The sequence below is a fragment of the Treponema pedis genome (assembly GCF_017161325.1).
GTDB classification, from domain to species: Bacteria; Spirochaetota; Spirochaetia; order Treponematales; family Treponemataceae; genus Treponema_B; species Treponema_B pedis.
Map to the genome: position 1 here is coordinate 1,252,257 of NZ_CP045670.1, position 22,118 is coordinate 1,274,374.

The 22,118-nt window shown below is 35.9% G+C and carries 22 protein-coding genes and 2 pseudogenes; 17 read left to right on the forward strand and 7 right to left on the reverse strand.

Annotated features, from left to right (window positions below; translation table 11 throughout):
- The first annotated feature begins 48 nt into the window (after positions 1 to 48).
- The 7 genes from DYQ05_RS05435 to DYQ05_RS05460 all read left to right on the forward strand — a co-directional run bounded on the left by DYQ05_RS05435 (position 49) and on the right by DYQ05_RS05460 (position 5,741).
- Positions 49 to 867 (forward strand): MFS transporter, encoded by an 819-nt coding sequence (locus DYQ05_RS05435; protein WP_338065480.1) that lies wholly within the window; start codon positions 49 to 51, stop codon positions 865 to 867.
- A gap of 1,085 nt (positions 868 to 1,952) precedes the next feature.
- On the forward strand, positions 1,953 to 2,078 hold the full coding sequence (locus DYQ05_RS14315; protein WP_290121754.1) for an ATP-binding cassette domain-containing protein: 126 nt from the start codon (positions 1,953 to 1,955) through the stop codon (positions 2,076 to 2,078).
- A 528-nt stretch (positions 2,079 to 2,606) separates the two neighbouring features.
- Entirely contained in the window at positions 2,607 to 2,900 is a 294-nt protein-coding gene (locus tag DYQ05_RS05440) for a hypothetical protein (RefSeq protein WP_206183995.1), read from the forward strand.
- A 103-nt stretch (positions 2,901 to 3,003) separates the two neighbouring features.
- The gene (locus tag DYQ05_RS05445) at positions 3,004 to 3,600 is read left to right on the forward strand and encodes a hypothetical protein (protein WP_206183996.1); all 597 of its coding nucleotides are present in this window, start codon (positions 3,004 to 3,006) and stop codon (positions 3,598 to 3,600) included.
- Between the two features lie 326 nt (positions 3,601 to 3,926).
- Positions 3,927 to 4,511: a hypothetical protein gene (locus DYQ05_RS05450; protein WP_020964954.1), complete on the forward strand. Its 585-nt coding sequence runs from the start codon at positions 3,927 to 3,929 to the stop codon at positions 4,509 to 4,511.
- Positions 4,512 to 4,521: 10 nt separating this feature from the next.
- Positions 4,522 to 5,139: an ATP-binding cassette domain-containing protein gene (locus DYQ05_RS05455; RefSeq protein WP_206183997.1), complete on the forward strand. Its 618-nt coding sequence runs from the start codon at positions 4,522 to 4,524 to the stop codon at positions 5,137 to 5,139.
- Positions 5,139 to 5,741 (forward strand): hypothetical protein, encoded by a 603-nt coding sequence (locus DYQ05_RS05460; protein WP_206183998.1) that lies wholly within the window; start codon positions 5,139 to 5,141, stop codon positions 5,739 to 5,741. The genes DYQ05_RS05455 and DYQ05_RS05460 overlap by 1 nt, the downstream gene beginning before the upstream one ends.
- A gap of 86 nt (positions 5,742 to 5,827) precedes the next feature.
- On the opposite strand, the gene DYQ05_RS05465 is transcribed toward DYQ05_RS05460, so the two are convergent.
- The 7 genes from DYQ05_RS05465 to DYQ05_RS05495 all read right to left on the reverse strand — a co-directional run bounded on the left by DYQ05_RS05465 (position 5,828) and on the right by DYQ05_RS05495 (position 12,691).
- Positions 5,828 to 6,604 carry an ABC transporter ATP-binding protein gene (locus DYQ05_RS05465; RefSeq protein ID WP_024469637.1) on the reverse strand — a complete coding sequence of 259 codons (777 nt, stop codon included), beginning with the start codon at positions 6,602 to 6,604 and terminating at the stop codon, positions 5,828 to 5,830.
- Positions 6,585 to 7,334 (reverse strand): precorrin-6A reductase, encoded by a 750-nt coding sequence (gene cobK, locus DYQ05_RS05470; RefSeq protein WP_020964958.1) that lies wholly within the window; start codon positions 7,332 to 7,334, stop codon positions 6,585 to 6,587. The genes DYQ05_RS05465 and cobK overlap by 20 nt, the downstream gene beginning before the upstream one ends.
- Positions 7,331 to 8,083, reverse strand: a complete 753-nt coding sequence (gene cobJ / locus DYQ05_RS05475) for a precorrin-3B C(17)-methyltransferase (RefSeq protein ID WP_206183999.1) — start codon at positions 8,081 to 8,083, stop codon at positions 7,331 to 7,333. Before cobJ ends, cobK begins: the two co-directional genes overlap by 4 nt.
- Before the next feature lie 8 nt (positions 8,084 to 8,091).
- Complete coding sequence (locus DYQ05_RS05480; protein WP_029410241.1) at positions 8,092 to 9,741, reverse strand: methyl-accepting chemotaxis protein; 1,650 nt, start codon at positions 9,739 to 9,741, stop codon at positions 8,092 to 8,094.
- A 183-nt stretch (positions 9,742 to 9,924) separates the two neighbouring features.
- On the reverse strand, positions 9,925 to 11,223 hold the full coding sequence (locus DYQ05_RS05485) for a cobyrinic acid a,c-diamide synthase CobB (RefSeq protein WP_206184000.1): 1,299 nt from the start codon (positions 11,221 to 11,223) through the stop codon (positions 9,925 to 9,927).
- 2 nt (positions 11,224 to 11,225) lie between these two features.
- Positions 11,226 to 11,927 carry a precorrin-2 C(20)-methyltransferase gene (locus DYQ05_RS05490; RefSeq protein ID WP_024467662.1) on the reverse strand — a complete coding sequence of 234 codons (702 nt, stop codon included), beginning with the start codon at positions 11,925 to 11,927 and terminating at the stop codon, positions 11,226 to 11,228.
- Between the two features lie 2 nt (positions 11,928 to 11,929).
- On the reverse strand, positions 11,930 to 12,691 hold the full coding sequence (locus DYQ05_RS05495; RefSeq protein ID WP_024465914.1) for a sirohydrochlorin cobaltochelatase: 762 nt from the start codon (positions 12,689 to 12,691) through the stop codon (positions 11,930 to 11,932).
- A 274-nt stretch (positions 12,692 to 12,965) separates the two neighbouring features.
- Between DYQ05_RS05495 and DYQ05_RS05500 the strand changes: the two genes are divergently transcribed.
- From DYQ05_RS05500 to DYQ05_RS05545, 10 genes and pseudogenes are all read left to right on the forward strand, one after another.
- Positions 12,966 to 13,178: a hypothetical protein gene (locus DYQ05_RS05500; RefSeq protein ID WP_206184001.1), complete on the forward strand. Its 213-nt coding sequence runs from the start codon at positions 12,966 to 12,968 to the stop codon at positions 13,176 to 13,178.
- Entirely contained in the window at positions 13,162 to 13,449 is a 288-nt protein-coding gene (locus DYQ05_RS05505; RefSeq protein ID WP_206184002.1) for a hypothetical protein, read from the forward strand. Before DYQ05_RS05500 ends, DYQ05_RS05505 begins: the two co-directional genes overlap by 17 nt.
- Positions 13,450 to 13,534: 85 nt before the next feature.
- On the forward strand, positions 13,535 to 13,720 hold the full coding sequence (locus DYQ05_RS05510) for a hypothetical protein (protein WP_206184003.1): 186 nt from the start codon (positions 13,535 to 13,537) through the stop codon (positions 13,718 to 13,720).
- Positions 13,721 to 14,057: 337 nt separating this feature from the next.
- On the forward strand, positions 14,058 to 16,148 hold the full coding sequence (locus tag DYQ05_RS05515) for a methyl-accepting chemotaxis protein (protein ID WP_206184004.1): 2,091 nt from the start codon (positions 14,058 to 14,060) through the stop codon (positions 16,146 to 16,148).
- 97 nt (positions 16,149 to 16,245) lie between these two features.
- Positions 16,246 to 17,700 carry an electron transport complex subunit RsxC gene (gene rsxC / locus DYQ05_RS05520; RefSeq protein WP_206184005.1) on the forward strand — a complete coding sequence of 485 codons (1,455 nt, stop codon included), beginning with the start codon at positions 16,246 to 16,248 and terminating at the stop codon, positions 17,698 to 17,700.
- A complete protein-coding gene (locus DYQ05_RS05525; RefSeq protein ID WP_194076669.1) occupies positions 17,701 to 18,765 on the forward strand; it encodes an RnfABCDGE type electron transport complex subunit D in 1,065 nt (354 codons plus the stop codon). It abuts the gene before it with no gap.
- Positions 18,762 to 19,337 (forward strand): RnfABCDGE type electron transport complex subunit G, encoded by a 576-nt coding sequence (locus tag DYQ05_RS05530; RefSeq protein WP_020964968.1) that lies wholly within the window; start codon positions 18,762 to 18,764, stop codon positions 19,335 to 19,337. Before DYQ05_RS05525 ends, DYQ05_RS05530 begins: the two co-directional genes overlap by 4 nt.
- A pseudogene (gene rsxE, locus DYQ05_RS05535) lies at positions 19,334 to 19,984 on the forward strand (electron transport complex subunit RsxE); the annotation flags it as partial. The gene DYQ05_RS05530 and the pseudogene rsxE, both read left to right, overlap by 4 nt.
- 85 nt (positions 19,985 to 20,069) lie before the next feature.
- A pseudogene (locus tag DYQ05_RS05540) lies at positions 20,070 to 20,652 on the forward strand (electron transport complex protein RnfA).
- Positions 20,653 to 20,862: 210 nt separating this feature from the next.
- Positions 20,863 to 22,101 carry a methylaspartate ammonia-lyase gene (locus DYQ05_RS05545; protein ID WP_020964971.1) on the forward strand — a complete coding sequence of 413 codons (1,239 nt, stop codon included), beginning with the start codon at positions 20,863 to 20,865 and terminating at the stop codon, positions 22,099 to 22,101.
- Positions 22,102 to 22,118: the final 17 nt, after the last annotated feature.

Sequence of the window (22,118 nt, forward strand, 5' to 3'; positions counted from 1 at the left end):
TTCAACACTTAATTGTGTATTTGACGGTGCGGCATAATAATTAAACGTATCGGAGAAAAAAGTAATTTAGTTAAACTTAATACGTTTTTAGTACTGCTTGCAAATGCTTCGCTGTTAATCGGGCAATATCTCGGCGGATACTGTTTTACAAAAAAAGGAATATCGGAAATTTTAATTATAAATGCGATATCTTTTTTAATTTCAGGATTAATTAATCAATTCTTGTATAAAGAATATTGTACTGCCGTAGATAAAATGCAAGGCTCCGTATTTAAAGATTTGTATACGGCAATAAAAGCCGTTATAAAAAATAAAACGGCAATAATATTAATTATTACTATTTTGCTTATAAATATTCACTCTGCCGTATCGGGATTTTCAGTATTCTTTCTTTTTTCGGAAATAAATAACAGTATATTTACACCTGACGCTTATACCGGGTTTATTATGGCGGGAACCGTCGGAAATATTATAGGACTCAGTATAACGGTTACAACGGGAGATAACATTTTTAAAATAAAACATATTCCTTTGTTATTGATTTTTATATTTTTATGCACGATTTTTCATTTCAGTTTCGGCAATATAATATATGTTTGCATTATAAACTGTCTTATTTTCATAGCTCTGGGGCTTATGAATTCTTTGCTTGAAGCATATATTATGCATACGATTGACGAAAATTTCTTAGGGCAATACTACACCGTTTCCGCCAATATCAAGTTACTGTTATCTCCCGCTATAACGTATGCTCTTGGGTGCCTTTTACGGACTGTTTCAGCGGTTTATGTATATACCGGGTCGGCAGCTTTGTTAATAGGTCCGATTTTGTATATAGTTTTTAATGTAAAAAAGTTAAAAATATAATTAAAAGGTGGTGAAAAGCGATGAATAAAACGGAATTTACTCTACGGAACAAGTAGAAGACAGCAAAGATTTTTCGTTTGCAGATGTTCTTTTCGATGAGAATAATGCCGAAATAAGAAGCTGTTGTGTTATTGAGAGAAATCGAATGACAAGTTTATAAACAAACTATTTTAAGTTTATAATTCTTGATTATCAAACAATGCAGATTATTTCATCTGCAACTGTCGCTCTATCTTTTTTGTGGTCAATTATTTTCATTTTATGTTGCTGATTACAAAAAATAAGGCTTGATTTAAGTCTTTAGGTGTTCCTAATTTATAATTTCTTTTTTTAGGGGTTTTTTCTTGTTAGGTTTATACAAAGCAATAAAATCCCTAATATTTTATCCCAATTATCAAAAAATAAAGCAATATTGAATGTTTGGAAGAGAGTCAAAAAAGAGCCTTATTAAGAATGAATATGTCAATACTTAATTTAATGTTATTAAAAAAGAATTGATACCCAACGAAATTTTTCTAAAGTTATATGTTTTACCCGTTCACGACTTAATCAGCAAACGATATCCCGTGAACCGTACCGCCTGTCGCTTCCATCTGAGCAATATACTTTCTCAACCTTGCAATATTCAAAGGATTATAAAACCGGTCATTTTCAGTGAATATTTCAAAAGGTATTTTTATAATCGGACATAATTTTATAATCTTTCGATATTCCTTATGATTTTTATATTCGGTTGTGAAGACTCCTTTGCGGTGATTATATTAATTATTCTTTTAAATTCGACAACCGCAGAAATCATCAGATTTCGAGGATTGCCGAATTGCCGCATTTTTGCAACGAAGTGAAAAAGTGCATACAATAAAATCGATGTTTGCCGAACGGCAAACTCGGCTAGTGTTTTTAAGCGGCGCTATTTTAGCCGCTTAAAATAAACCTTCCTTTTTAGTTTCTTGTATGCATAATGTTAATTTAATTTATTATCTTAATAATTATAACCTGTATTGTACTTGCAGCAATTTCGGTTTTTATTTCATATAAACTTTTCTATGCACTTAAATACCGTACACAATTATAAGGAGAAGTTTATGGTTTTTGATATTACTTTCGGGTACAAAAACTCTTTAATTTTCGATGATTTTCACTTTGAGATTCCCGACGGAGAAATAACCGTTTTGTGCGGACATAACGGAGCGGGAAACCTACGCTTTTAAAAATTATTTCAAGTATTTTACCGTAAATCCATAAAATGTAAATTGCAAGTACTATTGACAAATATGTAATACCGTGTATATTTGAATTATGCTTTAAACTATAACTGCCTACATATTTATAATATGGTTTGACAAATATTTGATATGGTTTATAATGAAAACAGCGGCTATGATAGCTGTCATACCGGTTACTTATAAAGATGACGTATTAGAGGTATTAATCGAATGAAATCGAATCTTAAAATTTTACTTAAGAAAGAATTATACGAATTTAAGTATAACTATAAAGCGTGGATATTGACAATTATTGTTATTTGCTTTTCATATTTTCCAAATGTACGAAAATCGGCTATGCGGGATTTTACTATTTTAGCATTTATTATATTAGCAACAGGACAATATATTTATAACTCATACTTGACCGATATTTCTTATAATGGAATTTTATTTTAAAAAAATATAGGCATAAGACCTGTTTATCTTTTTTTTATTAAACTACTCTTTTCATCTATACTTACCGGTATTATTATGCTGGCGAATATTCCGAATCTAAAAGGAGTATTTTCTTTTTCGGATATTTTTTGGATATATCCGATTGTAGTTTTTTCATCGGCAATTATGCAAATTTCCGCCGCTTATGTAAACGGAGCGGAAAATACGGCTTCGGCAATTGCGATTACGATAAGTTTTGCAATGCTTATTTGTATTTTTTTTATACAAGTATTTTTTCTTAAAATTATTTTTAGTATTGTAATTACTTGTTTTTTTGTATTTATATCGATAAAAATTTTATATACTAAAATATATAGAATACAACTATAAGGAGCAATTACTTTCACGTCATTTTTCCATCAGCTTGATTATTTACTTGCTATGGTGTATAAAAATTATGATAAACAATCTTATTTAGAAAGGTATTAAAAATATGAATTCAAATCTAAAAATTTTATTAAAAAAAGAATTATACGAATTTAGATATAACTATAAAGCGTGGCTTATAATTATTATATGTACGGCAGTGAGTTATGTGCCATGGTTACGCAAGCATGACATATCGGTTTTTACAGCTTCCTTTTTTATATTATTAGCCGTAGAGCAATATATTTATAATTCATATTCGGACGAAATAAATTCTTCCGGCTCGATTTTTATCCATAATTTAAATTTCAGCTTTTTACAAGTCTTTTTTATTAAAATATTTTTTTCATTTGCAATTGCAGCGGTAATACTTATTGCCGATATTCCCAATATAAATGGGGTAATAAAAACAGCCGACTTTTTTTGGTTATTTCCCCTTATCGTTACGGGAGCTGCCGTAATGCAGTTATCATCCGTATCTTCTAAAGGTTCCGAAGATACTTCCGCTACGGTTTCGATAATCGTATCATTTATAATGCTGGTGTGCATTATGTTAATTCAAGTTATGATTTTAAGAATTTTAGCCTGTATGTTTTTAGCCGTATTATCGGTATATGCCGCCTATAAGGTTTCTTATTCGCTAAAATATCGTACACAATTATAAGGAGAGATTTATGGGTTTTTGATAATTTTCACTTCATAACTTAGAAAATTTAAAGGTTTACTTGACTTTTGATATAATACATTATAATATTAACATTGATAGATAGTCTATTTTAATGTATGCTGATAGATACCGCTGTAAACTAAAATTTATGTATGAGGAGGCATTTATATTGCACTAAAAATTGGATTTATTATATTGTTTATGCTTATAGGCGGAACCGCTTATTAATTTATCTTGGGATACAATAAAATTCTATTGTATTATCGCTATTAAGGCAATCCTTTAAGTGGGAAACTTGGGGATTGACTTTTATAGGAGAGAAGATGAAAATTTTATTTAAAAAAGAACTATATGAATTTTTAGCTAATTATAGACTTTGGATGGCTTTAATCATTTTTTCTTTAGTACCTTATTTACCGCAAATACAAAAATTGAAATTTTACCCTTTTATTATGCTCTTTTTTATGTTGTTAATCATTATTCAATATATATATGATTCATATAAAAATGATTTGCTTTATAAAGGTGTCTTTTTTTTACATAACATTAAGTTCGGTTTTTTCAAACCGTTTATTGTAAAAATTTTATTTGCCTTTCTTATGAGTATTGTTATGCTTTTAATTAATCTTCCAAATATTTATCATTTAATAAATTTACAAAGTAGTATATGGTTCCCTCTATATTTTATATATGCAAGCTCCGTTACATATATTTGCTCAATATATGCAAGAGGTGTAGAAACTACTGCAATCTCCTTTGCAATATTGATAATAGTTTCAATTTTGGTCTTAATCTTTTTACTGCCTTCCTTGCTGCTTAAAATAGTAACGGTTTTAAGTATTTCACTTGTTTCTATTATTGTCTGTCAAATATTTTCGCAATCTATGTATTACCGTACACAATTATAAGGAGAAGTTTATGGTTTTTGATATTACTTTCGGGTACAAAAAAAAGGATTTGATTTTCGATAATTTTCACTTTGAGATTCCCGACGGAGAAATAACCGTTTTGTGCGGACATAACGGAGCGGGTAAAACTACGCTTTTAAAAATTATTTCAGGTATTTTGCCGAGTACGCTTAAAAATACCGGCGGCTGGTTTGTACCTGCTTCAGGCGGTTTAATTCGGCATTTTTCGCTTGCAGAACATATCAAAATATTGGGCGCGGAAACAAACGAATTATATCAAGAAGCCTTTGAATTATTAGGTGCAAAAGAATTCGAAAAAAAACGCGTTTCAAAACTATCGGCGGGGCAGACGGTCATAGCTTCCGTTTTAACGGCTTTTGCAAGTAACAGAGATTTTTTATTATTGGACGAACCGTATGCCTCTCTCGACCCGGTCAATGCGGAAAATTTAACAAACCTTTTAAAAAAACGGAAGGGCACCACAATAATTACCAGCCACGATTTATTTTTAACCGCCGAAACAAGTTCTCATATTCAGTTTTTAAAAAACGGAAAGATTTCTTGGATAAACGATAAAACCGATATTACCGTAGATGAGTTAAAAGAAAAATACAAGGAATTTGCATAATGAATTATTTTTTAATTTTATTAAAAAAAGAATTGATTGAATGTATGCAAAATAAAAAATTTTGGAGCTTTGTTATTTTTGTAATTTCGGCGGTTGCCGCTATTTTTTTTGCAAAAAGAAAATTGCCCGAACAAGTTTATTTAATATTGATTGTTATGCTGGTAAGTCAATATGTTTTCGATTCCTGCTATAATGATATCCGCTCAGGCGGCGCTTTATTTTTTTTGAATATACGATGCGGTTCAATGCATATCATTGCGGCAAAAGCCGTGTATGCACTTATAATCGGTACGTTTTTATTTATACCCGCCGCCGCTTTTTTATTAAAAGAATTCGGGTATGCCGATTTAATTTGGCTGCTTCCTTTTTTTGTCTTTGTTACGGGACTTACTTATAATGCCGCAATTCTTACAAAAAAATCGGATTTACTTACTTCACTTGTAACTTCGGCACTGACACTCGGCTTTTTGCAACTGCTTCCTTATATTCCTTCATTATTTTTGAGGTTTGTTATTTTATGTTTTCTTTCATGCCTAACCATAATTCTTGCTTCAAAATTATCAAAGACAATAAAATACCGCACGGAAATTTCCGCTTTATAAATAAAGGATAAATATATCACTATTTAATTTGATACTGTCAAAGAAAAAAAAGAATTTTACTTATGTACGGTATTTTCCCGATAGTATTAAATATTGGAGATAGGGACAACCGTTAAATGATTTAAAACTTTTACTACTTCCGTTTTAATATTATAAATGGAAAGAATATTTTCAGGGGTCAAAACTTTTTCAGGTGTGCCTTGTACAAAAAGTTTTTTATCTTTTAAAGCAAAAATATAATTGCCGTAGCGGGCTGCCTGATTTAAGTCGTGCAACACTAAAATAATTGCGGTATTTGTTTTTTGATTTAACCCGTTTACAAGTTCTAAAAATTCTATCTGATGAGCAGGGTCTAAAAAAGTGGTGGGTTCGTCAAATAATAAAATGGAAGGTTCTTGAGCCAATGCCATTGCAATCCATGTCCGCTGTCTTTCTCCGCCGGAAAGAGTTTCCAAAGTTTTATGACGTAAGCCGAAGGTATTTGTAAGCTGTAAAACCTTTTTTACAATCTCATTATCCGATTGATTAAAAAATTCAAAATTATTTTTGTGCGGATATCTTCCGAAAAAAATAAGTTCTTCAACCGTTATTTCGTCCGGATATTTATTTTGCTGTAATAATATCGAAACCTTTTTTGCAAGCTCTTTTGTTTTCATTTTGGAAATATCTTTACCTTCAATAAAAATTTTCCCTGATGCCGGCTTTAAAATTCCTGCAATCGCTTTTAAAATTGTAGATTTACCGGAGGCGTTAGGACCTATTATCGAAACTATTTGTCCCGCCCGTACGGAAATATTTAAGTCTTCTATTATGCTTGAGCTGCCGTAAGAAAGATTAAGGTGTTCAATTTGCAGTATATTCATTTTTTAAAATCTCTTTTTCTATTTCATCGAGGCTGTCTATTCCGTTTTGTTCTTCGCGGTCAATCATAATCGGAACTATATTCAGTTTGCTGCAAGCTTCAAGTTTTTCTTTTGTGCCGCCTTCTTCGCCGCTGTTTTTAAGTACGACATATTCGGCCCCGTATTCCCGGAACATTGCCGTATTTAATTTTTCCGAAACAGGCCCTACAATTGCAATTATATCTTTTGCGGCAACTCCGGCATTTTTACATTTTTCAATACTTTCCGCCGTAGGAAGAATTCTATAAACAAAGCGGCGGTTTAAACGTACCTTTTCAAAATCCGGAATATTTTTTGAGCCTGTAGTAAAAAAAACGCATTCGGTTTTAAGTATTTTTAAAAAAGTGCAAACTTCTTCAATATTTTTAAAATGGAGGGTGTTTTTATTTTCGGTTATTTCAGAACGTAAAAAGCGGAAATATTTTATGTTTAACTCGTTTGAAGTTTCGTATGCCAGTTGTGAAACGACCAGCGCATAGGGATGGCTTAAATCCGCAATTGTAGTTATTTTTTCGGTTTTACAAAATTCAAGCATTTCTTCTTTTGTCATTCTGCCGATTTTTAATTTGCAATCTTGAAAAAATTCTTTTCCGTCTTCTGTTGCAATGCTCATAATATAAGCATTGCCGTTTTTTTCAAATCTCTTTGCAAGAATACCCGCTTCGCTTGTTCCTCCGATAAGCCAAATCATTTTATGCTATAACCTCTGGGTGTAATTATTTTTCCGTTTTTAATATAAGTGGCGGAGTTCCCTATAATTATAATTGTAAACATATCTATAGTTCCGTAATCGATTTTATCTAAGGTTGTTATAATTATTTTTTCTTCCTCCCTGCATACATTCTTTACTATACCTACAGGAGTTTCAGATGAGCGGAATTGTAAAATTGCTCCGACCGCTTCTTCTATATAATTTATGCGGGTTTTTGATTTGGGATTATAAATTGCAATTACAAAATCCGCTTCGGCTGCAAGACGGATTCGTTTTTTTATTATATCGTAATCGGTAAGCCTGTCGGATAAACTGATAAATGCGGTATCGTGCATTAAAGGCGCCCCCAGTTTTGAAGCCGCCGCAAAGGCCGCCGAAATGCCGGGCACGATTTCAATTTCCGTATTTGCCGTTGCCTTATTTTCAGGATATAATTCGTAAGCCAATTCAAAAATAAGACCTGCCATTCCGTATAAGCCGGCATCGCCTGAGCTTACGACGCTTACGATTTTCCCTTCCGCAGCTTTTTGGAGGGCATATTTACAGCGTTCAATTTCGCCTGTCATACCGGTTTGAAAAATTTGTTTTCCGCAAGCTAAATGTTCAATGTATTTTATATAACCCGAATAGCCTACAATCAGGTCGGACTTTTTTAATGCCTCGATTGCCTGAAGCGACATATATTCCGCTCCGCCCGGGCCTATGCCTACAACAAATATTTTTGCCATTTTTTCCTTTAAAGTATGTTTAATATTTCATCGGTTTTTTGAAAAGTGCTTACCATTCTGTCGGAAAATCCTGAAACCGCAGTGTACATTTTATCGGTTTTAAGATTGAGCTCGGTAAATGCCTTGTCAAGAGATTCGCTGCTTTTTGCGGTAACCGAAATGCTTTTTACGACTTCCATAACGGTCTTACCTATATCGGAAGAGCTTTCCAAGGCTGCCGCCGCAAGACGGCCGAGTTCTTCCGCAACAACAGCGAACCCTTTTCCGTATTCGCCCGCATGAGCGGCTTCAATGGCCGCATTCATACTGAGCATTTTGGTTTGCTCTGCAATTCCTGAAATTACTTCAGCCATTTCCTTAATTGCGGAGATGCTTTGATTTATGTAAATGATTTTTTCGTAAGTGGTTTTAAAAAGTTTATGCCCTTCTTTAAAAGTGTTTACAAGGTCGGCTGCGACCATTGCATCATCTTGTGCATTTGCCGCCGTAATTTGTACATCTTGTAAAAAGTTGCGTACCTGTTCTACACGTTCTTCTTTATCGTTTCCGAAAACCGACTGTTCGTTTTTTAATTTTAAATATGAGTCTTCAAGTTCGGTATATTTTTGTGCAAGTTCGGTTTTTGCGGTTTCCAATTCTTCCGACATAGTTTTAAGTTTTGCATACTCGTCTTTTAATTGAAGATAATTTTGATTATTATATGCGGTATTTGAGTCGGAAGTCCGTTCGGTTTCTGTTAAGCGGTTTGTAAATCGGTTTTGTGTAGAAGAATTAAAATTGCTTTCGGCTAAGGTCGATTTTTTTTCGATACCGCTTGACGCTTCCGTAAAAGAGTTTAAGGCTTTTTCGGGTTTGTTTGCAGTATCGTAAGTGACGCTTGTAAACAGGTTTTTTTCAGGTTTTAAGTTTTTTAAAGTTTCCTCAGTTTCCGTTTTTTGTGGACTATAGCCGGTTTTAAAAGAAGCAGATCCGTATTCCTGCAAGTTGATGTTTTCACCGTTATTTTTATTTTCGGTTTTAGGGCCTAAATGCAATCTTAATTTTGCTTTTTTGGCACGTTCCCTTTCTATATAAATGGAATAAATTACGGAGGAAACAAGCCAAGTTAAAAACACTCCTATTCCCCATGCCGTAATCATAAGCATAATTGAAAAGGTTTTTGCTTTTTTTTCTTGACGCATAAAGAGGTTTTGGTATGCCGTTTTTAAAGCTTCAAAATTTTTCTTTACGGAATCGAATTGTTCCAATACGGGTTTAAATGTTTGCTCCGAAGAATCCGAGCTTGCCTCGAATTCCTGTCTCCAGGCTTCAAGATTTTGAAAAAGCTTTTTATTTGCATTTTCATATCCTGTATATGCGGAGTTGACTTCGCTTTCATCTTTTACGGAGTATACCAGCTTTTTAAAATTGGAATAATATTGTTCGGTTTCGTTAAGTTTATTTTTTAAATCACTTGCGGAAAATCCGTTTCCCTTTACGGCGGTTCTGAACATATCCGCTTTTAGGGCTTCCGCATAAAATTCGTATTCAACAAGATAATTGATTTTTAATTGAAAGTCCGAAAAAGGTTTTGCGGCAATAACGAAGGCCGCTCCGGCAATTCCAAGAGCTAAAATAATACCGCTGAAGGCAAAGATAATCTTTATATAATTTTTCATTTTAACGTTCCTTTATTGAACACTGCACATAAGTATAAAAGCAAAATAGACGGTTCTCCTTTGCTGTCCAGTATGGGTTTTGCATAAAATTTACTTTATAAGTGTACCATAAGGAGGAAGCTCTGTCAATTGTATCGGAGATGTCAATTTATGCAAGGTTACGGCTCTGCGTTTTTTAGGTTGTCAGCTTATACTTTCCAAAAAACCGCTGCAAAAAGTAAAATTAAAATTTTGAAAAGAGGCCAAAGTGTTTTTATATGCGTAGCCGTCATCAAAAAAGCTTTCCGGTTCCGAATAAGGCTGCGGTTTACATACTTTAAAAGCGTGGGCTTCGTTTGTTATTGCCTTGGATTTATGATATTCGGCGGCATGTAAGACGGTTCCTTTCTTTCCTAAAAGGCAATTTTTTTCGAGTTTAATTATTTTGTAGCCGAAGTTGTATAAGGTTTTTGTACTTTCGGTTTTGCCCTTAAAAATACCGCACATTCCGTATCCGTCAAATTCTTCAAACAAATAACAAGCGGCCTCTCCTTCCGCTAAGATATAACCGCCTTTTTCCGCAAAAGATTTTACGGCGTTAAGCATATTTTTATTTTCGGAAAGAGCTTTTGCAAAAGGTTTTATATTTCCGCTTCCGAAATATAAAAAATTGCATTCGGGCAGGTTTTTATCGTGAATGGGCGAAAAATATTCTACGCAGCCCAAGCTCTTAAGTAAAAAAATGTTTTCGGTATAATATAAATTGATTGCATTATCTAAAGCGATTGCGGTTTTAATTTGTTTTTTCAAAGACCGTATTGTAAAGTTTCCTGTTTTTACTTCTTTAAATAGAGAAAGCAGTTTATCTTTATCAATATTTTCGCTTACGGTCTTATCCAGTAAATTTAAAAATTCGGAAGATTGTAATTCCGAGTTAAGATTAAGGCCCAGCCCTGAATCCTCTATTTTCAGTTTTTCTTCGTTCGGAAAAAAACCTAAAACCGGTAAGTTTAAATTTTCTTCTATCATTTTTTTATAAAGAGAAAACATTTTAGAAGAAATCTTATTTAAAATTATTCCGCAAATTCTTTTTTCGGAGCAGTCAATCATACCCTTTAATTTGGGTATCATTGTAAACATTTCGCCTGATGGGCTGTAAACTAAAATTATATTTATATCCAATTCTTTTGCGGCGGCGTATGAAGAGTTTTCCGAAGTGGAACCTATGCCGTCAAAACAGCCCATTACTCCTTCTATAATTGCATACTCGGAATTTGCAAAACCTAAGGCGTGTTTTATTCCGTTTTTACCCATCATAAATAAATCTATATTGCCGGCCGCTTTTCCGGATACGGTTTCTAAAATTTTACGGTCAACCTGGTCAGGGCCTGTTTTAAAGCCGCTTATATCAAAGCCCTTTTTTTTTAAAGAATAAAGGAGGGCGGCGGAAATGATTGTTTTGCCTGAATTACTGTTAGGGGCGGAAATCATAACGGCTTTCATTTTTAATTATCCTCCTCTTTTTTACTTTCGCTTATTTCGGTTTTATTTGTTTTGCGGGCAAGCATAAGGGAAATATAATTTCCGTCCGTTAAAATTTTTTGTTTATCGTTTGAGCGTAGTACGGTTTCTCCTTCAAGCGAAGCTCTCTTTATATAAACGTAATCCAATCCGTTTTTTTCAAATTCGCCGATTGCGGTTTCTTTTTGTTTGTAAGTTTTTAAAAGGGCAATGGAATCCGAATTAGCCGTAATTAAAGGATTAAGATGGTCGGTAACGGTAAGAACTTCTCCTTTTTTTGCAAGAGGAGTTTTTGAAATTGCGGCGGCGGCTGTAAATGAGGTTATTCCGGGAATTATTTTTAAATTTATTTTACTTTTTTTAAAATACGGAAGCAGATAGATAAAGGTGCTGTAAATCATAGGGTCACCTATTGTTAGAATTACCGAAGACTTTTCCTCTTCGGTTTTTTCAATTATCATTTCGGCCGCATTTTTATAGTGTTCTTGCGAAACAAAGCCCATAGGGAAATCCAAAAGAATTATTTTTTTTCCGTTTATAAATTCTTTTACGGTATCCAATGCCATTTGTTTTCCTTTATTATCGGGAGCAAAAATTATATCGGCATTTTTTATTGCATTAACGGCTTGAAGTGTAAGATATTCCGCAGCACCGGGGCCTGTGCCGACTGCAAAGATATTTTTCATTTTTATTTTCCGCCTTCGTTTTCTTTTATGGTATTTTCCAAAGATTGAAAAATAAGGCTGCGTATTTCAGGATATTCCCCCAAACCTTTTAATACGGGATAAACTTCATAGCCTTCATTTTGTAAAACCGTTTTCCAGCTGTCTTCTTCATCTCCCGCCATATCGTTTTGCGCATGGTCTCCTGCTACAATCATAAGGGGATAAAGATAAACTTTTTTTATTTTTTGCTTTAAAAGTTCCGGTAAAATATCGTTAACGGTTTTACTTCCTTCAACCGTTGCAATAAAAATATTGCCGTAGTTATGAGCTTTTATTTTTTCTTCCAATATACCGTAAAATTTATCCGCACCGTGATACGAACCGTGACCCATAAAAAGTATTGCCGTATCGCAGGGGAGTTTCGGGAGTTCGAGCGCTAAAATAAATTTTTCAAAATCGGCATTTTCGTTTAAAAGAGTTTTACCTAAAATACAGCCCGGTATTTTCAGTTTATCGTATTCGGCGCCCGGAATAATATGTGTAGGCTGAATATAAATTTCGGTATAGCCTTTTTGTTTTAATTGAGATGCGGCTTCTTCGGCTGAAGGAATCGAAATTAAATCGCGTTTTTTTAAAATTGAGCGTACAATATTTGAAGTATAAGCCGTAACAATTTCGATATTTTTAAATTTGTTTTCGGCTTCTTTTTCAATAACATCAATGGTTTTGCTTCGTGTTTCGGAGTATGTAGTGCCGAAACTTGCAATTATAATTGCTTTTTTCATAATGCGATAAGTATAATATATTGCGCCGTTAAATGCAATTACAAGCGAAAACATTTGTTGCAAGGTGTAATTTTTTAATGATAAAAGAAAACCGGAAAGAGTTTAAAAGGTGATATTATATAAGTGCCGATTTTACGGAGCTATAAATTTTCAGCGAAAATATATGGAAATTTTATAAATCCGGATTGACAGTAGAGGAAAGATATGAGAAAATTGGAGAAAGAAGGCGAGGCTTGAAAGGCTATATGAGAAATATATGGAAGGAGAGGAATGAATGAGGGGTGCAGTAATATTGGCAGCGGTTTATATTTTGCTGATAATAAGTTGTAAGCATAAGAGAGAGGAAGAGAATATAAGAGAGTATGAACCGTTTGAAGAAGGGGTTGAGATAGGAAGGAGCGGAGGGAGTTCGACTGAAAGCGGGATAGAGATATCTGAAGATAAAATATTTATAAAGGATGTGGGAATCCGTGAAAATAGATTATAGATTAAAAGAAAGAATTAATGATATATTGTCAGAATGGAATCCGCTGGATGTGCCTCCTTTTATAGCGAGTGTAGAGTATGCGGCTTATATTGAGCCAATAATAAAAGCCGGAAAAAGTATTGATTTGCTACGAAAATATTTTATAAATCTTATTATTGAGCAATTGGGATTAAGCTATGATTCATCAAATATAGAACAAAAAAACAGTTTAGAGGATGTAACGGAGAAAGTGATGAGTGTGTTACAGGAGAATGAAAAATTATATAAATAAATTTTATTATGAATATCCCCTAAATTTAAAGAGGTTAATGGAGAGCAGACTAAAGGACATGTGAAGATAAAAAGGAAATAAAAGAATGAAAAAATATATTGTTAGGAAGTTATTGATATTAGTATTACTTTTTTTATCGGCTTGGACTTATGCAGAGCATCCCGGTGCCCGGTTTTACTTATCACCTGAGAGTTTAGAAAAATTAATTAAAAAAGGTTTATCAGGAAATATGGAGGCTGGAACGAGTGTGTGGGAGTATTATGCTCTTTAGGAAACGTTCTCGGTTATAATAATGAGGCAAGCACTTACGAAACAACGCAAGCGTACAAATATGATAATCTATATCAACTTATAAGTGTAGAAGGATTATTTTGACATTGTATGTCAATTCTTTTCTTCTTTACATTTTTAATTCTTTTCGGTGTGATTCTTTTATTATATATAATTAAACTGATAAATAATAAAGAGAACTGAATTTTAACATATTGTAATTTATAGAGAAATATGTTATTTTAAGTAGAGTATAAATCTTGAGGCCCTTACATATAACATTTCTTAATCTATATGTTCTTTACCTCAAAAAATCCCATTTATGGAGAGGACATAGAATGCTTGGTAAATTTTCAATCCGGACTAAATTATTGTTGCTTTGTTCATTACTGGTTATTATCGGACTTGCCGCGCAAGGCGGTGTTTCCGGTATTTTATCGCATAAGGCGGTAAAAACGGAGGTTGCAAATGCCCTTATTGAAAAAGCAAAAGATATGGCGGCCTTTATCGACTCCGAAATAAAAGCCGATTTTTATTATTACGAAGGTTTAAGCCGCATACCTATGGTTTTTGACCCGAATGTTCCTCCGTTTGAAAAATCCTTTCTTTTGAAAGAGTATGCGGATATTAACGACGGGATATTCGCTCTTGATTTTTGCGATACCGCGGGAATCCGTTATACAAGTAAAGGAGAAAAAATTAACGTAAATGACCGCGAATGGTATAAAAATGCACTTGCAGGCAATTACTTTATTTCCGAACCTATTATTTCAAGAGAAAACGGAGAGCTTGTTATTGTAGTTGCAGTTCCCGTTATGGATAATAACGACAATATAGTGGGAGTATTGGCTTCTGTAAACTCCGGCACGGATTTATGTTTGTTTGTAAAAGATATTGTAATAGGTAAATCCGGTTATTGTCATATCATAGGTAAAGACGGCCATACTATAGGTCATAAAGATACACAGCGGGTTATTAAACATGAAAACATTATAGAAGAAGCAGAACGGGATTCTTCCTATAAATCTCAGGCCGAATTTTTGCGTTATGTAATGTTGTCGGATAAAGCGGATATAGGCTCTTATACACGTAATGGAGTTCAAAATATAGCGGCTTTTGCAACTATGAAAACGGGCTGGAATGTAATTATCCGCGCTCCCATAAATGACTTTTTAGGAAACCTTGATAAACTGGTTTACTCTTTGGTGATTATAGCCGTTACGGTTACGGCGGTAATCTTTGTTGCCGTATGGATTCTTACCGGGAATATTGTAAGACCTCTTAAAAAGGCGGTTAACGCTTTAAAAGAAATAGCGCAAGGGGAAGGAGATTTAACCGTCCGCTTGCCTATAAGCGGTAATGATGAAATTGCACAGCTTTCCGATTATTTTAATAAAACCATAGAAAAAATAGGCGTGTCTATAAAATCGGTTAGCGAAAATACAAACATTATGGAAGGTATCGGAACCGAGCTTTCGAATAATATGACTGAAACTGCAAGTTCCGTTCAGCAAATAAGCTCGAATATAGACAGCGTAAAACTTCAAACTTTAACTCAAGCCTCAAGCGTAACGGAAACGGCTTCAACTATTGAAGAAATTATACGCACGATAAAGCAATTAAATGCCGTTATCGAAAATCAGGCGGCAAGTGTAGCCGAGTCTTCTTCGGCAATAGAACAAATGGTAGCCAATATAGGTTCAATTACACATACTTTGGAAAGAACTTATGAAGTGGTAAATAATCTTAACGATGCTACGAATGACGGAAAGCATACGGTTGAAACATCAAATACGGTAACACAAAAAATAGCCGAAGAATCCAGCGGTCTTATGGAAGCAAGCTCCGTTATTCAGCATATAGCAAGCCAAACGAATTTGCTTGCAATGAATGCGGCCATTGAAGCAGCCCATGCGGGTGAGGCGGGAAAGGGTTTTGCCGTTGTTGCAGATGAAATCAGAAAACTTGCGGAAGAGTCCAGTATGCAGGGAAAAACTATAACGGCAACGCTTAAAACCTTGAGCGGAGAAATAGGTATTTTATCGGATTCATCTAAGGTTGCAGAAGAAAAGTTTAATGCTATTTTCGGCTTATCGGATGAAGTTAAAAATATGACCAATCGTCTTATGGAAGCTATGAAAGAACAGGAGCACGGCAGCGGAGAAGTTTTATCGGCCATTAGAGATATCAACACGGTTACGGCTCAAGTTCAGGACGGAGCTGTAGAAATGCTTAGAGGCGGAGAAAATGTAGCGCAGGAAATGCGAAAGCTCGATGAATTGACCGAAATTATTGCAGGAAATATGAATGAAATGGCTTCCGGAGCCGTTCAGATAAGTAATGCCGTACAAAAAGTAAATGTGATTACTCAAAAAAATAAACAAAGCATAGAGAATCTGGCGGCGGAGGTTAAAAAGTTTAAAATCTAATTTATAAACTTTCGTTTAAAATTTTTTATCCGGGTAATTTTGTCGCTTCGGTATTAAACCCCTTGATTATTTAACGTCTTCGGGGTAAAATAAGAGCATGGGTATAAAATCATTCTGGGGCGGTGCACATCCGCCTGAAAATAAAGCGGTTTTGCCGGAAGAAGAAGTGCTTTCGGTAAAACCTTCTACCAATATGGTTTGGATTCCAGTTACGCAAGGCGGAATGCCTAATACTCCGCTTGTAAGCGTAGGGGATAAGGTTTCCAGAGGGCAAAAAATTGCGGAAACGGATAAATTTATGTCCGCTCCCGTTCATTCCTCGGTTTCGGGAACCGTAAAAAAAATAGAGCCTCATCTTGTTACGGGCAACAGCGAGAACCTTTGTATTGCAATTCAAATTGATGAAGAAAACAGGGAAGAGTTTATGCCTCCTTTAGACCCGTTTACTTGTACAAAAGAAGATGCCGTAAGGCGTATAAGGGAAGCCGGTATTACCGGTATGGGAGGAGCGTCTTTTCCGACTCATGTTAAATTAACGCCCCCCCCCGATACGAAAATCGATTATGTAATTGCAAACGGAGCGGAGTGCGAGCCTTATCTTTGCACGGACGCAGCCGCAATGTTCCGTTCGTCCGAGGATATTGTTGACGGGCTTACTATTACAATGAAGATAACCGGGGCTCCTAAAGGTATTATTGCCGTTGAAGACAATAAAAAGAATTTGGTCCCTGTATTGGAAAAAGCAATCGAAAAAAATAAGACCGCTTCAAGTGCTGCGGGAGTTTTCGATATTTCGGTTCAGCTTTGTAAAACAAAGTATCCGCAAGGCGGAGAAAAAACGCTTACCGATGCCGTTGTAGGGCGGGAAATTCCTGCCGGAGGACTTCCGTTTCAAATCGGCTGCGTCATTCAAAATGTAGGAACTTTAAAGGCAATTTCCGAGGCTTTCCGCTTAGGAAAACCTCTTATTGACAGAGCTTTAACATTGGGCGGCGGAGCTTGTGAAAAACCGGTAAACGTTATTGCTCCCATAGGAACATGCGTAGGAGACTTAATTCCCGATGTAATTTCATTAAAACCCGGCGTTCTTAAAATAATTTCAGGCGGCCCTATGATGGGTTTTGCAATGAAAAATGCGGATTTTCCCGTTCAAAAAAATACCTCCGGTGTTTTATTCCTTACAAAAGAAGAAGTTTCGTTGGAAGAGGAAAGTCCCTGTATAGGCTGCGGGAAATGTATAGACGTTTGCAGCTGCCGTCTTATGCCCGTATTGATTGTTCGTGCATTAAAATCGAATAATACCGAAGAAGCTGTACGCTGCGGTCTTTTGGATTGCGTGGAATGCGGTACCTGCTCTTATATTTGTCCTGCACGTATTAAATTAGTGCAAAGGTTTAAAATAGGCAAACAAATTGTCCGCGAAGAAAAACAAAAGAGCGAGGCAAAGGCGGCCGCAAAAGAAGCCTTAAAAGCGGCTGCCAAGGTTCGGGAGGAAGCTGAAAAAAAATCCGCTCCGTCTGAAAATCAAACAAAAGAAGAAGGAGGCAAATAAATGGCAGAATCGGATAAAAATGAGATATTTATGTCTCCGGCTCCTCATATAGTTTCGCCTGTAAAAACGCAAACGCTTATGCTTGATGTAATAATCGCTCTTTTGCCGCTTGCAATTTACGGTGTTTATCTTTTTTCATATCCTGCGCTTATACGCATTGAAGTCTCGGTTGTAGCCTGTGTGGGCTTTGAAGCCGTTTTTAGGGCGATTTGCGGTGCGGATTTACGCGCTAAAGATTTGTCCGCAGTTGTTACGGGGCTTTTAATTGCTCTTGTAATTCCGCCGGCATTGCCTATATGGATACTCTTACTCGGCTGTTTTTTTGCCATTGTAGTTACTAAAGAATTTTTCGGCGGATTGGGAGCGAACGTATTTAATCCGGCCCTTGTCGGACGTGCATTTATGTTTGTAAGCTTTTCAGGTGCTATGACAAAATGGATTCAGCCGCGAGGGTCTATGTTTGATGCCGTAAGTTCCGCAACAAATCCCATTTTAGACGGAATAGCTTCTTCAACACCGTTAAAACTGATTAATGCAAAAGAAGGCATTGCAATGACTTCTTCGGAAATTGCAAAACTTCTTAATATGAATTCGGTTTCGGAGTTATATACTCAACTTTTAGCCGGCAATCATGCGGGGTGTATAGGTGAAACAAGCGTTCTTCTTATCTTGCTCGGTTTCGGTTATTTACTCGTTAAAAAAGTAATAGATTGGCGTATTCCCTTTACAATGATTGCTACGGCGGTCGGCATTACCGCCCTTGCAGGGATAAACCCCATTTTAACCTTAACTTCAGGCGGTTTGGTATTCGGTGCGGTTTTTATGGCAACGGATTATGTTACAAGTCCCGTAACGGCAAGAGGAAGAATTTTATTCGGTATAGGCTGCGGGTTAATAACGGCTCTAATCCGTTTATTTTCCGGAATGCCTGAAGGCGTTATGTACAGTATACTTATAATGAATGCAGCGGTTCCGTTTTTGAATAAATTGATTTCGGTAAAATACGGTTATGTAAAGCCTAAAAAAAGCTCGGGTTCTGCGGTATCGAAGGGGGCTGTAAAATGAAACAGACTATAAAACTTGCTTTTACGCTTGCAGCTTATGCGGTAATTGCCTGCATTGCCCTTGCAGCCGTTTATAATTTTACCGCTCCCAAAATTGAAGAGGTTAAATTTGAAAAAACAAAAAAAGCTCTTCAAGCGGTATTTCCCGAAGCGGACGATTTTAAAGAAATTACAAGCGATTTTCCTGAAGAAAACGGCAAAATTAAATTTATAAACGCTTATCTTGCCTTAAAAGACGGAAAAAATACGGGCTTGACTCTCACGGTAAGCGGGCCGACTTATTCCAAGGCGACCGTTTTAATTGCAATAAATTTGGATAAAACCGTTAAGGCAATTAAATTCTTGGAACTTACCGACACTCCGGGGCTTGGAAGCCGCGCGGCGGAAGACCCTTTTATAAGTCAATTTAAGGGTAAAGCTCTTTCTTCTTCGTTTAAAGTAAAAGAAGATGTGGAAGCTATAAGCGGCGCAACCATTACTTCAAACGGAGTTTCGGCCATGCTTAAAGCCGGTGCCGAAGCTGCAATAACTTATATGGATAAAAATAATTTAGCCGAAGGGGGAAGTAAATGAAAAAGTCGGAGATTTTTACAAACGGAATTATTAAAAGCAATCCTCTTTTGGTGTTAATGATAGGTCTTTGTTCCTCCCTTGCGGTTACTACAAATGTTTTAAACGGTCTGGGTATGGGTGTTGCGATGACCTTTGTTATCGTTATGAGCGAAATGATAATAAGTATATTCCGCAAACTTATTCCCGCCGATATACGTATACCCGTTTTTATAATTGTTATAGCCTCGTTTACTACAATCGTAGATTTGCTTATGCAGGCTTATACACCTGCTCTTTCGGAATCTATGGGACTTTTTATAAAACTTATTGTAGTAAACTGTATTATAATGGGACGGGTTGAATCTTTTGCTTCAAAAGAACGTGTAGGGAATTCCGTTTTGGACGCTCTCGGTATGGGCGTAGGTTATACTTTGGTATTGGTTTTAATTTCCGTAATCAGGGAACTAATAGGAGCCGGCTCGTTTGCAGGAATAAAGTTAATTCACGAAGATTATCATATTTTATTTTTTGCAAATCCTCCGGGCGGTTTTTTTGTATTCGGTTTAATGATTTCGATAAATATGGCCGTTAAGCACGCCATTGAGCGCCCGAAAAAAAAGAAGGCTGCAATTAAACAAACCGAAAATGGGAAAGAGGCGCGGGAGGAAACCGTTGCCGTCGAACAGGCCGGAAATATGGAAACCGTTCAAGAAGAAAAACCGGTCGTTAAAAACGAAGTAAAGGAGGAAGCAAATGCAGCAAGCAACTGAACTGTTTAAGATTTTTCTTTCCGCAATATTGGTTAAAAACGTTGTTTTAATGCGGTTTTTGGCGTTGTGTCCTTTTATAGGAATGTCTTCCGATGTAAAAAAATCTATGGGAATGGGTTGGGCCGTTTTATTTGTTACGCTTTTAGCCACGGCGGTTACTTATCCTATTTACAATTATATACTTATAGGCAATTTGCAGTTTTTACAAACTTTGATTTTTATTTTGGTAATTGCAAGTTTGGTTCAGCTTGTGGAATTTTATTTAAAAAAAAGCGGCTCCTGCACTTTACAGCTCTATGGGAGTTTATTTGGCCTTAATTACGACAAACTGCGCAATTCTTGCAGTAACTATTGATGTTATAGATGAAGGCTATACCTTTACGCAAGCTATAGTTCATGCGGCAGGTTCGGCTTTCGGTTTTATGATTTCGCTTTTGCTTTTGGCGGGTTTGCGCCAAAGAATAGATACGGCACCCGTGCCGAAATTTCTTAAAGGCACTCCTAGTTTATTTATAGCCGCAGCCCTGCTTTCGCTGGCTTTCGGCGGTTTTGCGGGGTTAATTTAATATTTTGTAAGGGTTTAATCCGAGCCGTCCGGTTTTATGCGGGCCGCTTGCGGTTAAACCCCCTCTTTTACACATTTTACCCAAAAAATTTTTGAAGTAAATGTTTATAAAAAAGCTCTTTGTATCGTTTCTTTAAAAGTTCCCTCCTATACCTGCAATAAAAATTGTGCTATAATCATAAAACATTGATTTCATATTTAGGAGCAAAAAATGAAAATTATTGATGTTGTTTGTGCCGAGGGCAAAACGGGCTTTTATTTTGATGACCAAAAAGCCATCAAACAGGGAGCCGGGCATGACGGTTTTTTCTATACGGGAAAACCTGTAACTGAGGGCTTTACCGCAATCCGCCAAGCGGGAGAGGCTATTTCCGTTATGTTTATCCTTGAGGACGGGCAGGTCGCTTACGGGGATTGTGCAGCCGTTCAATATTCCGGAGCGGGCGGACGGGACCCTCTCTTTTTGGCAAAGGACTTTATTCCCGTTATCGAAAAAGAAATTAAGCCCTTGTTTGCGGGAAAAGAAATTACCTCTTTCCGTGAAATGGCTAAAAAATTTGAAGAACATACAATAAACGGAAAACGTATGCATACGGCTCTCCGCTACGGAGTTTCTCAAGCTATTCTTGATGCCGTTGCAAAATCCCAACATAAGACTATGGCTGAAATTGTAGTAAAAGAATACAACACAGGCTGCAAAATACAGCGCATTCCGATTTTTACCCAATCCGGAGATGACCGCTATTTAAATTCCGATAAAATGATTATTAAACAGGCGGAAGTTTTACCTCACGGGCTTTTTAACAACGTTGAAGAAAAAACGGGCAAAAACGGTGAAAAACTTTTGGAATATGTAAAGTGGCTTAAAAACAGAGTGGAAACAATGCGTACTTGCGACTGCTATAAACCTATTTTCCATATTGACGTATACGGCACAATCGGCGATTTTACAAATAACGATGTTCCGAAAATGACGGCCTATCTTAAAACCTTGGAAGAAGCGGCGGCCCCCTTTAAACTTAGAATTGAAGGCCCTATGGATATGGGAGAGCGCGAAAAGCAAATGCAAGTGCTTGCAGCCCTTACAAAGAGCCTTGATGAAAATAATGTAAAAGTTGAACTTGTTGCCGATGAATGGTGCAATACCCTTGAAGATATTCAATACTTTGCGGATAACAGGGCAGGGCACATGATTCAAATTAAAACTCCCGATTTGGGCGGAATAAACAACACAATCGAAGCAATTCTTTATTGCAAAGAAAAAGGTATAGGTGCATATTGCGGCGGAACCTGTAACGAAACAAACCGCTCCGCAGAAGTTATTGTAAACTGTTCGGTTGCAGCGGGAGCCGCACAACAGCTTGCAAAACCCGGTATGGGAGTGGACGAGGGGTATATGATTGTAAACAATGAAATGAATAGAATTGTAGCCCTTGCAAACAGAAAATAACGTATTAAATAAAAAAA

Excerpts from the sequence above, each read along its gene's own strand:
- DYQ05_RS05545 (WP_020964971.1), top strand. The coding sequence starts at position 20,863 with ATGAAAATTATTGATGTTGTTTGTGCCGAGGGCAAAACGGGCTTTTAT.
- DYQ05_RS05485 (WP_206184000.1), bottom strand. The coding sequence starts at position 11,223 with ATGAAAGCCGTTATGATTTCCGCCCCTAACAGTAATTCAGGCAAAACA.
- DYQ05_RS05450 (WP_020964954.1), top strand. The coding sequence starts at position 3,927 with ATGAAAATTTTATTTAAAAAAGAACTATATGAATTTTTAGCTAATTAT.
- cobK (WP_020964958.1), bottom strand. The coding sequence starts at position 7,334 with ATGATTTGGCTTATCGGAGGAACAAGCGAAGCGGGTATTCTTGCAAAG.
- DYQ05_RS05530 (WP_020964968.1), top strand. The coding sequence starts at position 18,762 with ATGAAACAGACTATAAAACTTGCTTTTACGCTTGCAGCTTATGCGGTA.
- DYQ05_RS05480 (WP_029410241.1), bottom strand. The coding sequence starts at position 9,741 with ATGAAAAATTATATAAAGATTATCTTTGCCTTCAGCGGTATTATTTTA.
- DYQ05_RS05445 (WP_206183996.1), top strand. The coding sequence starts at position 3,004 with ATGAATTCAAATCTAAAAATTTTATTAAAAAAAGAATTATACGAATTT.
- DYQ05_RS05515 (WP_206184004.1), top strand. The coding sequence starts at position 14,058 with ATGCTTGGTAAATTTTCAATCCGGACTAAATTATTGTTGCTTTGTTCA.
- DYQ05_RS14315 (WP_290121754.1), top strand. The coding sequence starts at position 1,953 with ATGGTTTTTGATATTACTTTCGGGTACAAAAACTCTTTAATTTTCGAT.
- DYQ05_RS05510 (WP_206184003.1), top strand. The coding sequence starts at position 13,535 with ATGAAAAAATATATTGTTAGGAAGTTATTGATATTAGTATTACTTTTT.
- DYQ05_RS05525 (WP_194076669.1), top strand. The coding sequence starts at position 17,701 with ATGGCAGAATCGGATAAAAATGAGATATTTATGTCTCCGGCTCCTCAT.
- DYQ05_RS05500 (WP_206184001.1), top strand. The coding sequence starts at position 12,966 with ATGAGGGGTGCAGTAATATTGGCAGCGGTTTATATTTTGCTGATAATA.
- cobJ (WP_206183999.1), bottom strand. The coding sequence starts at position 8,083 with ATGGCAAAAATATTTGTTGTAGGCATAGGCCCGGGCGGAGCGGAATAT.
- DYQ05_RS05490 (WP_024467662.1), bottom strand. The coding sequence starts at position 11,927 with ATGAAAAATATCTTTGCAGTCGGCACAGGCCCCGGTGCTGCGGAATAT.
- DYQ05_RS05455 (WP_206183997.1), top strand. The coding sequence starts at position 4,522 with ATGGTTTTTGATATTACTTTCGGGTACAAAAAAAAGGATTTGATTTTC.
- DYQ05_RS05460 (WP_206183998.1), top strand. The coding sequence starts at position 5,139 with ATGAATTATTTTTTAATTTTATTAAAAAAAGAATTGATTGAATGTATG.
- DYQ05_RS05495 (WP_024465914.1), bottom strand. The coding sequence starts at position 12,691 with ATGAAAAAAGCAATTATAATTGCAAGTTTCGGCACTACATACTCCGAA.
- rsxC (WP_206184005.1), top strand. The coding sequence starts at position 16,246 with ATGGGTATAAAATCATTCTGGGGCGGTGCACATCCGCCTGAAAATAAA.
- DYQ05_RS05440 (WP_206183995.1), top strand. The coding sequence starts at position 2,607 with ATGCTGGCGAATATTCCGAATCTAAAAGGAGTATTTTCTTTTTCGGAT.
- DYQ05_RS05465 (WP_024469637.1), bottom strand. The coding sequence starts at position 6,604 with ATGAATATACTGCAAATTGAACACCTTAATCTTTCTTACGGCAGCTCA.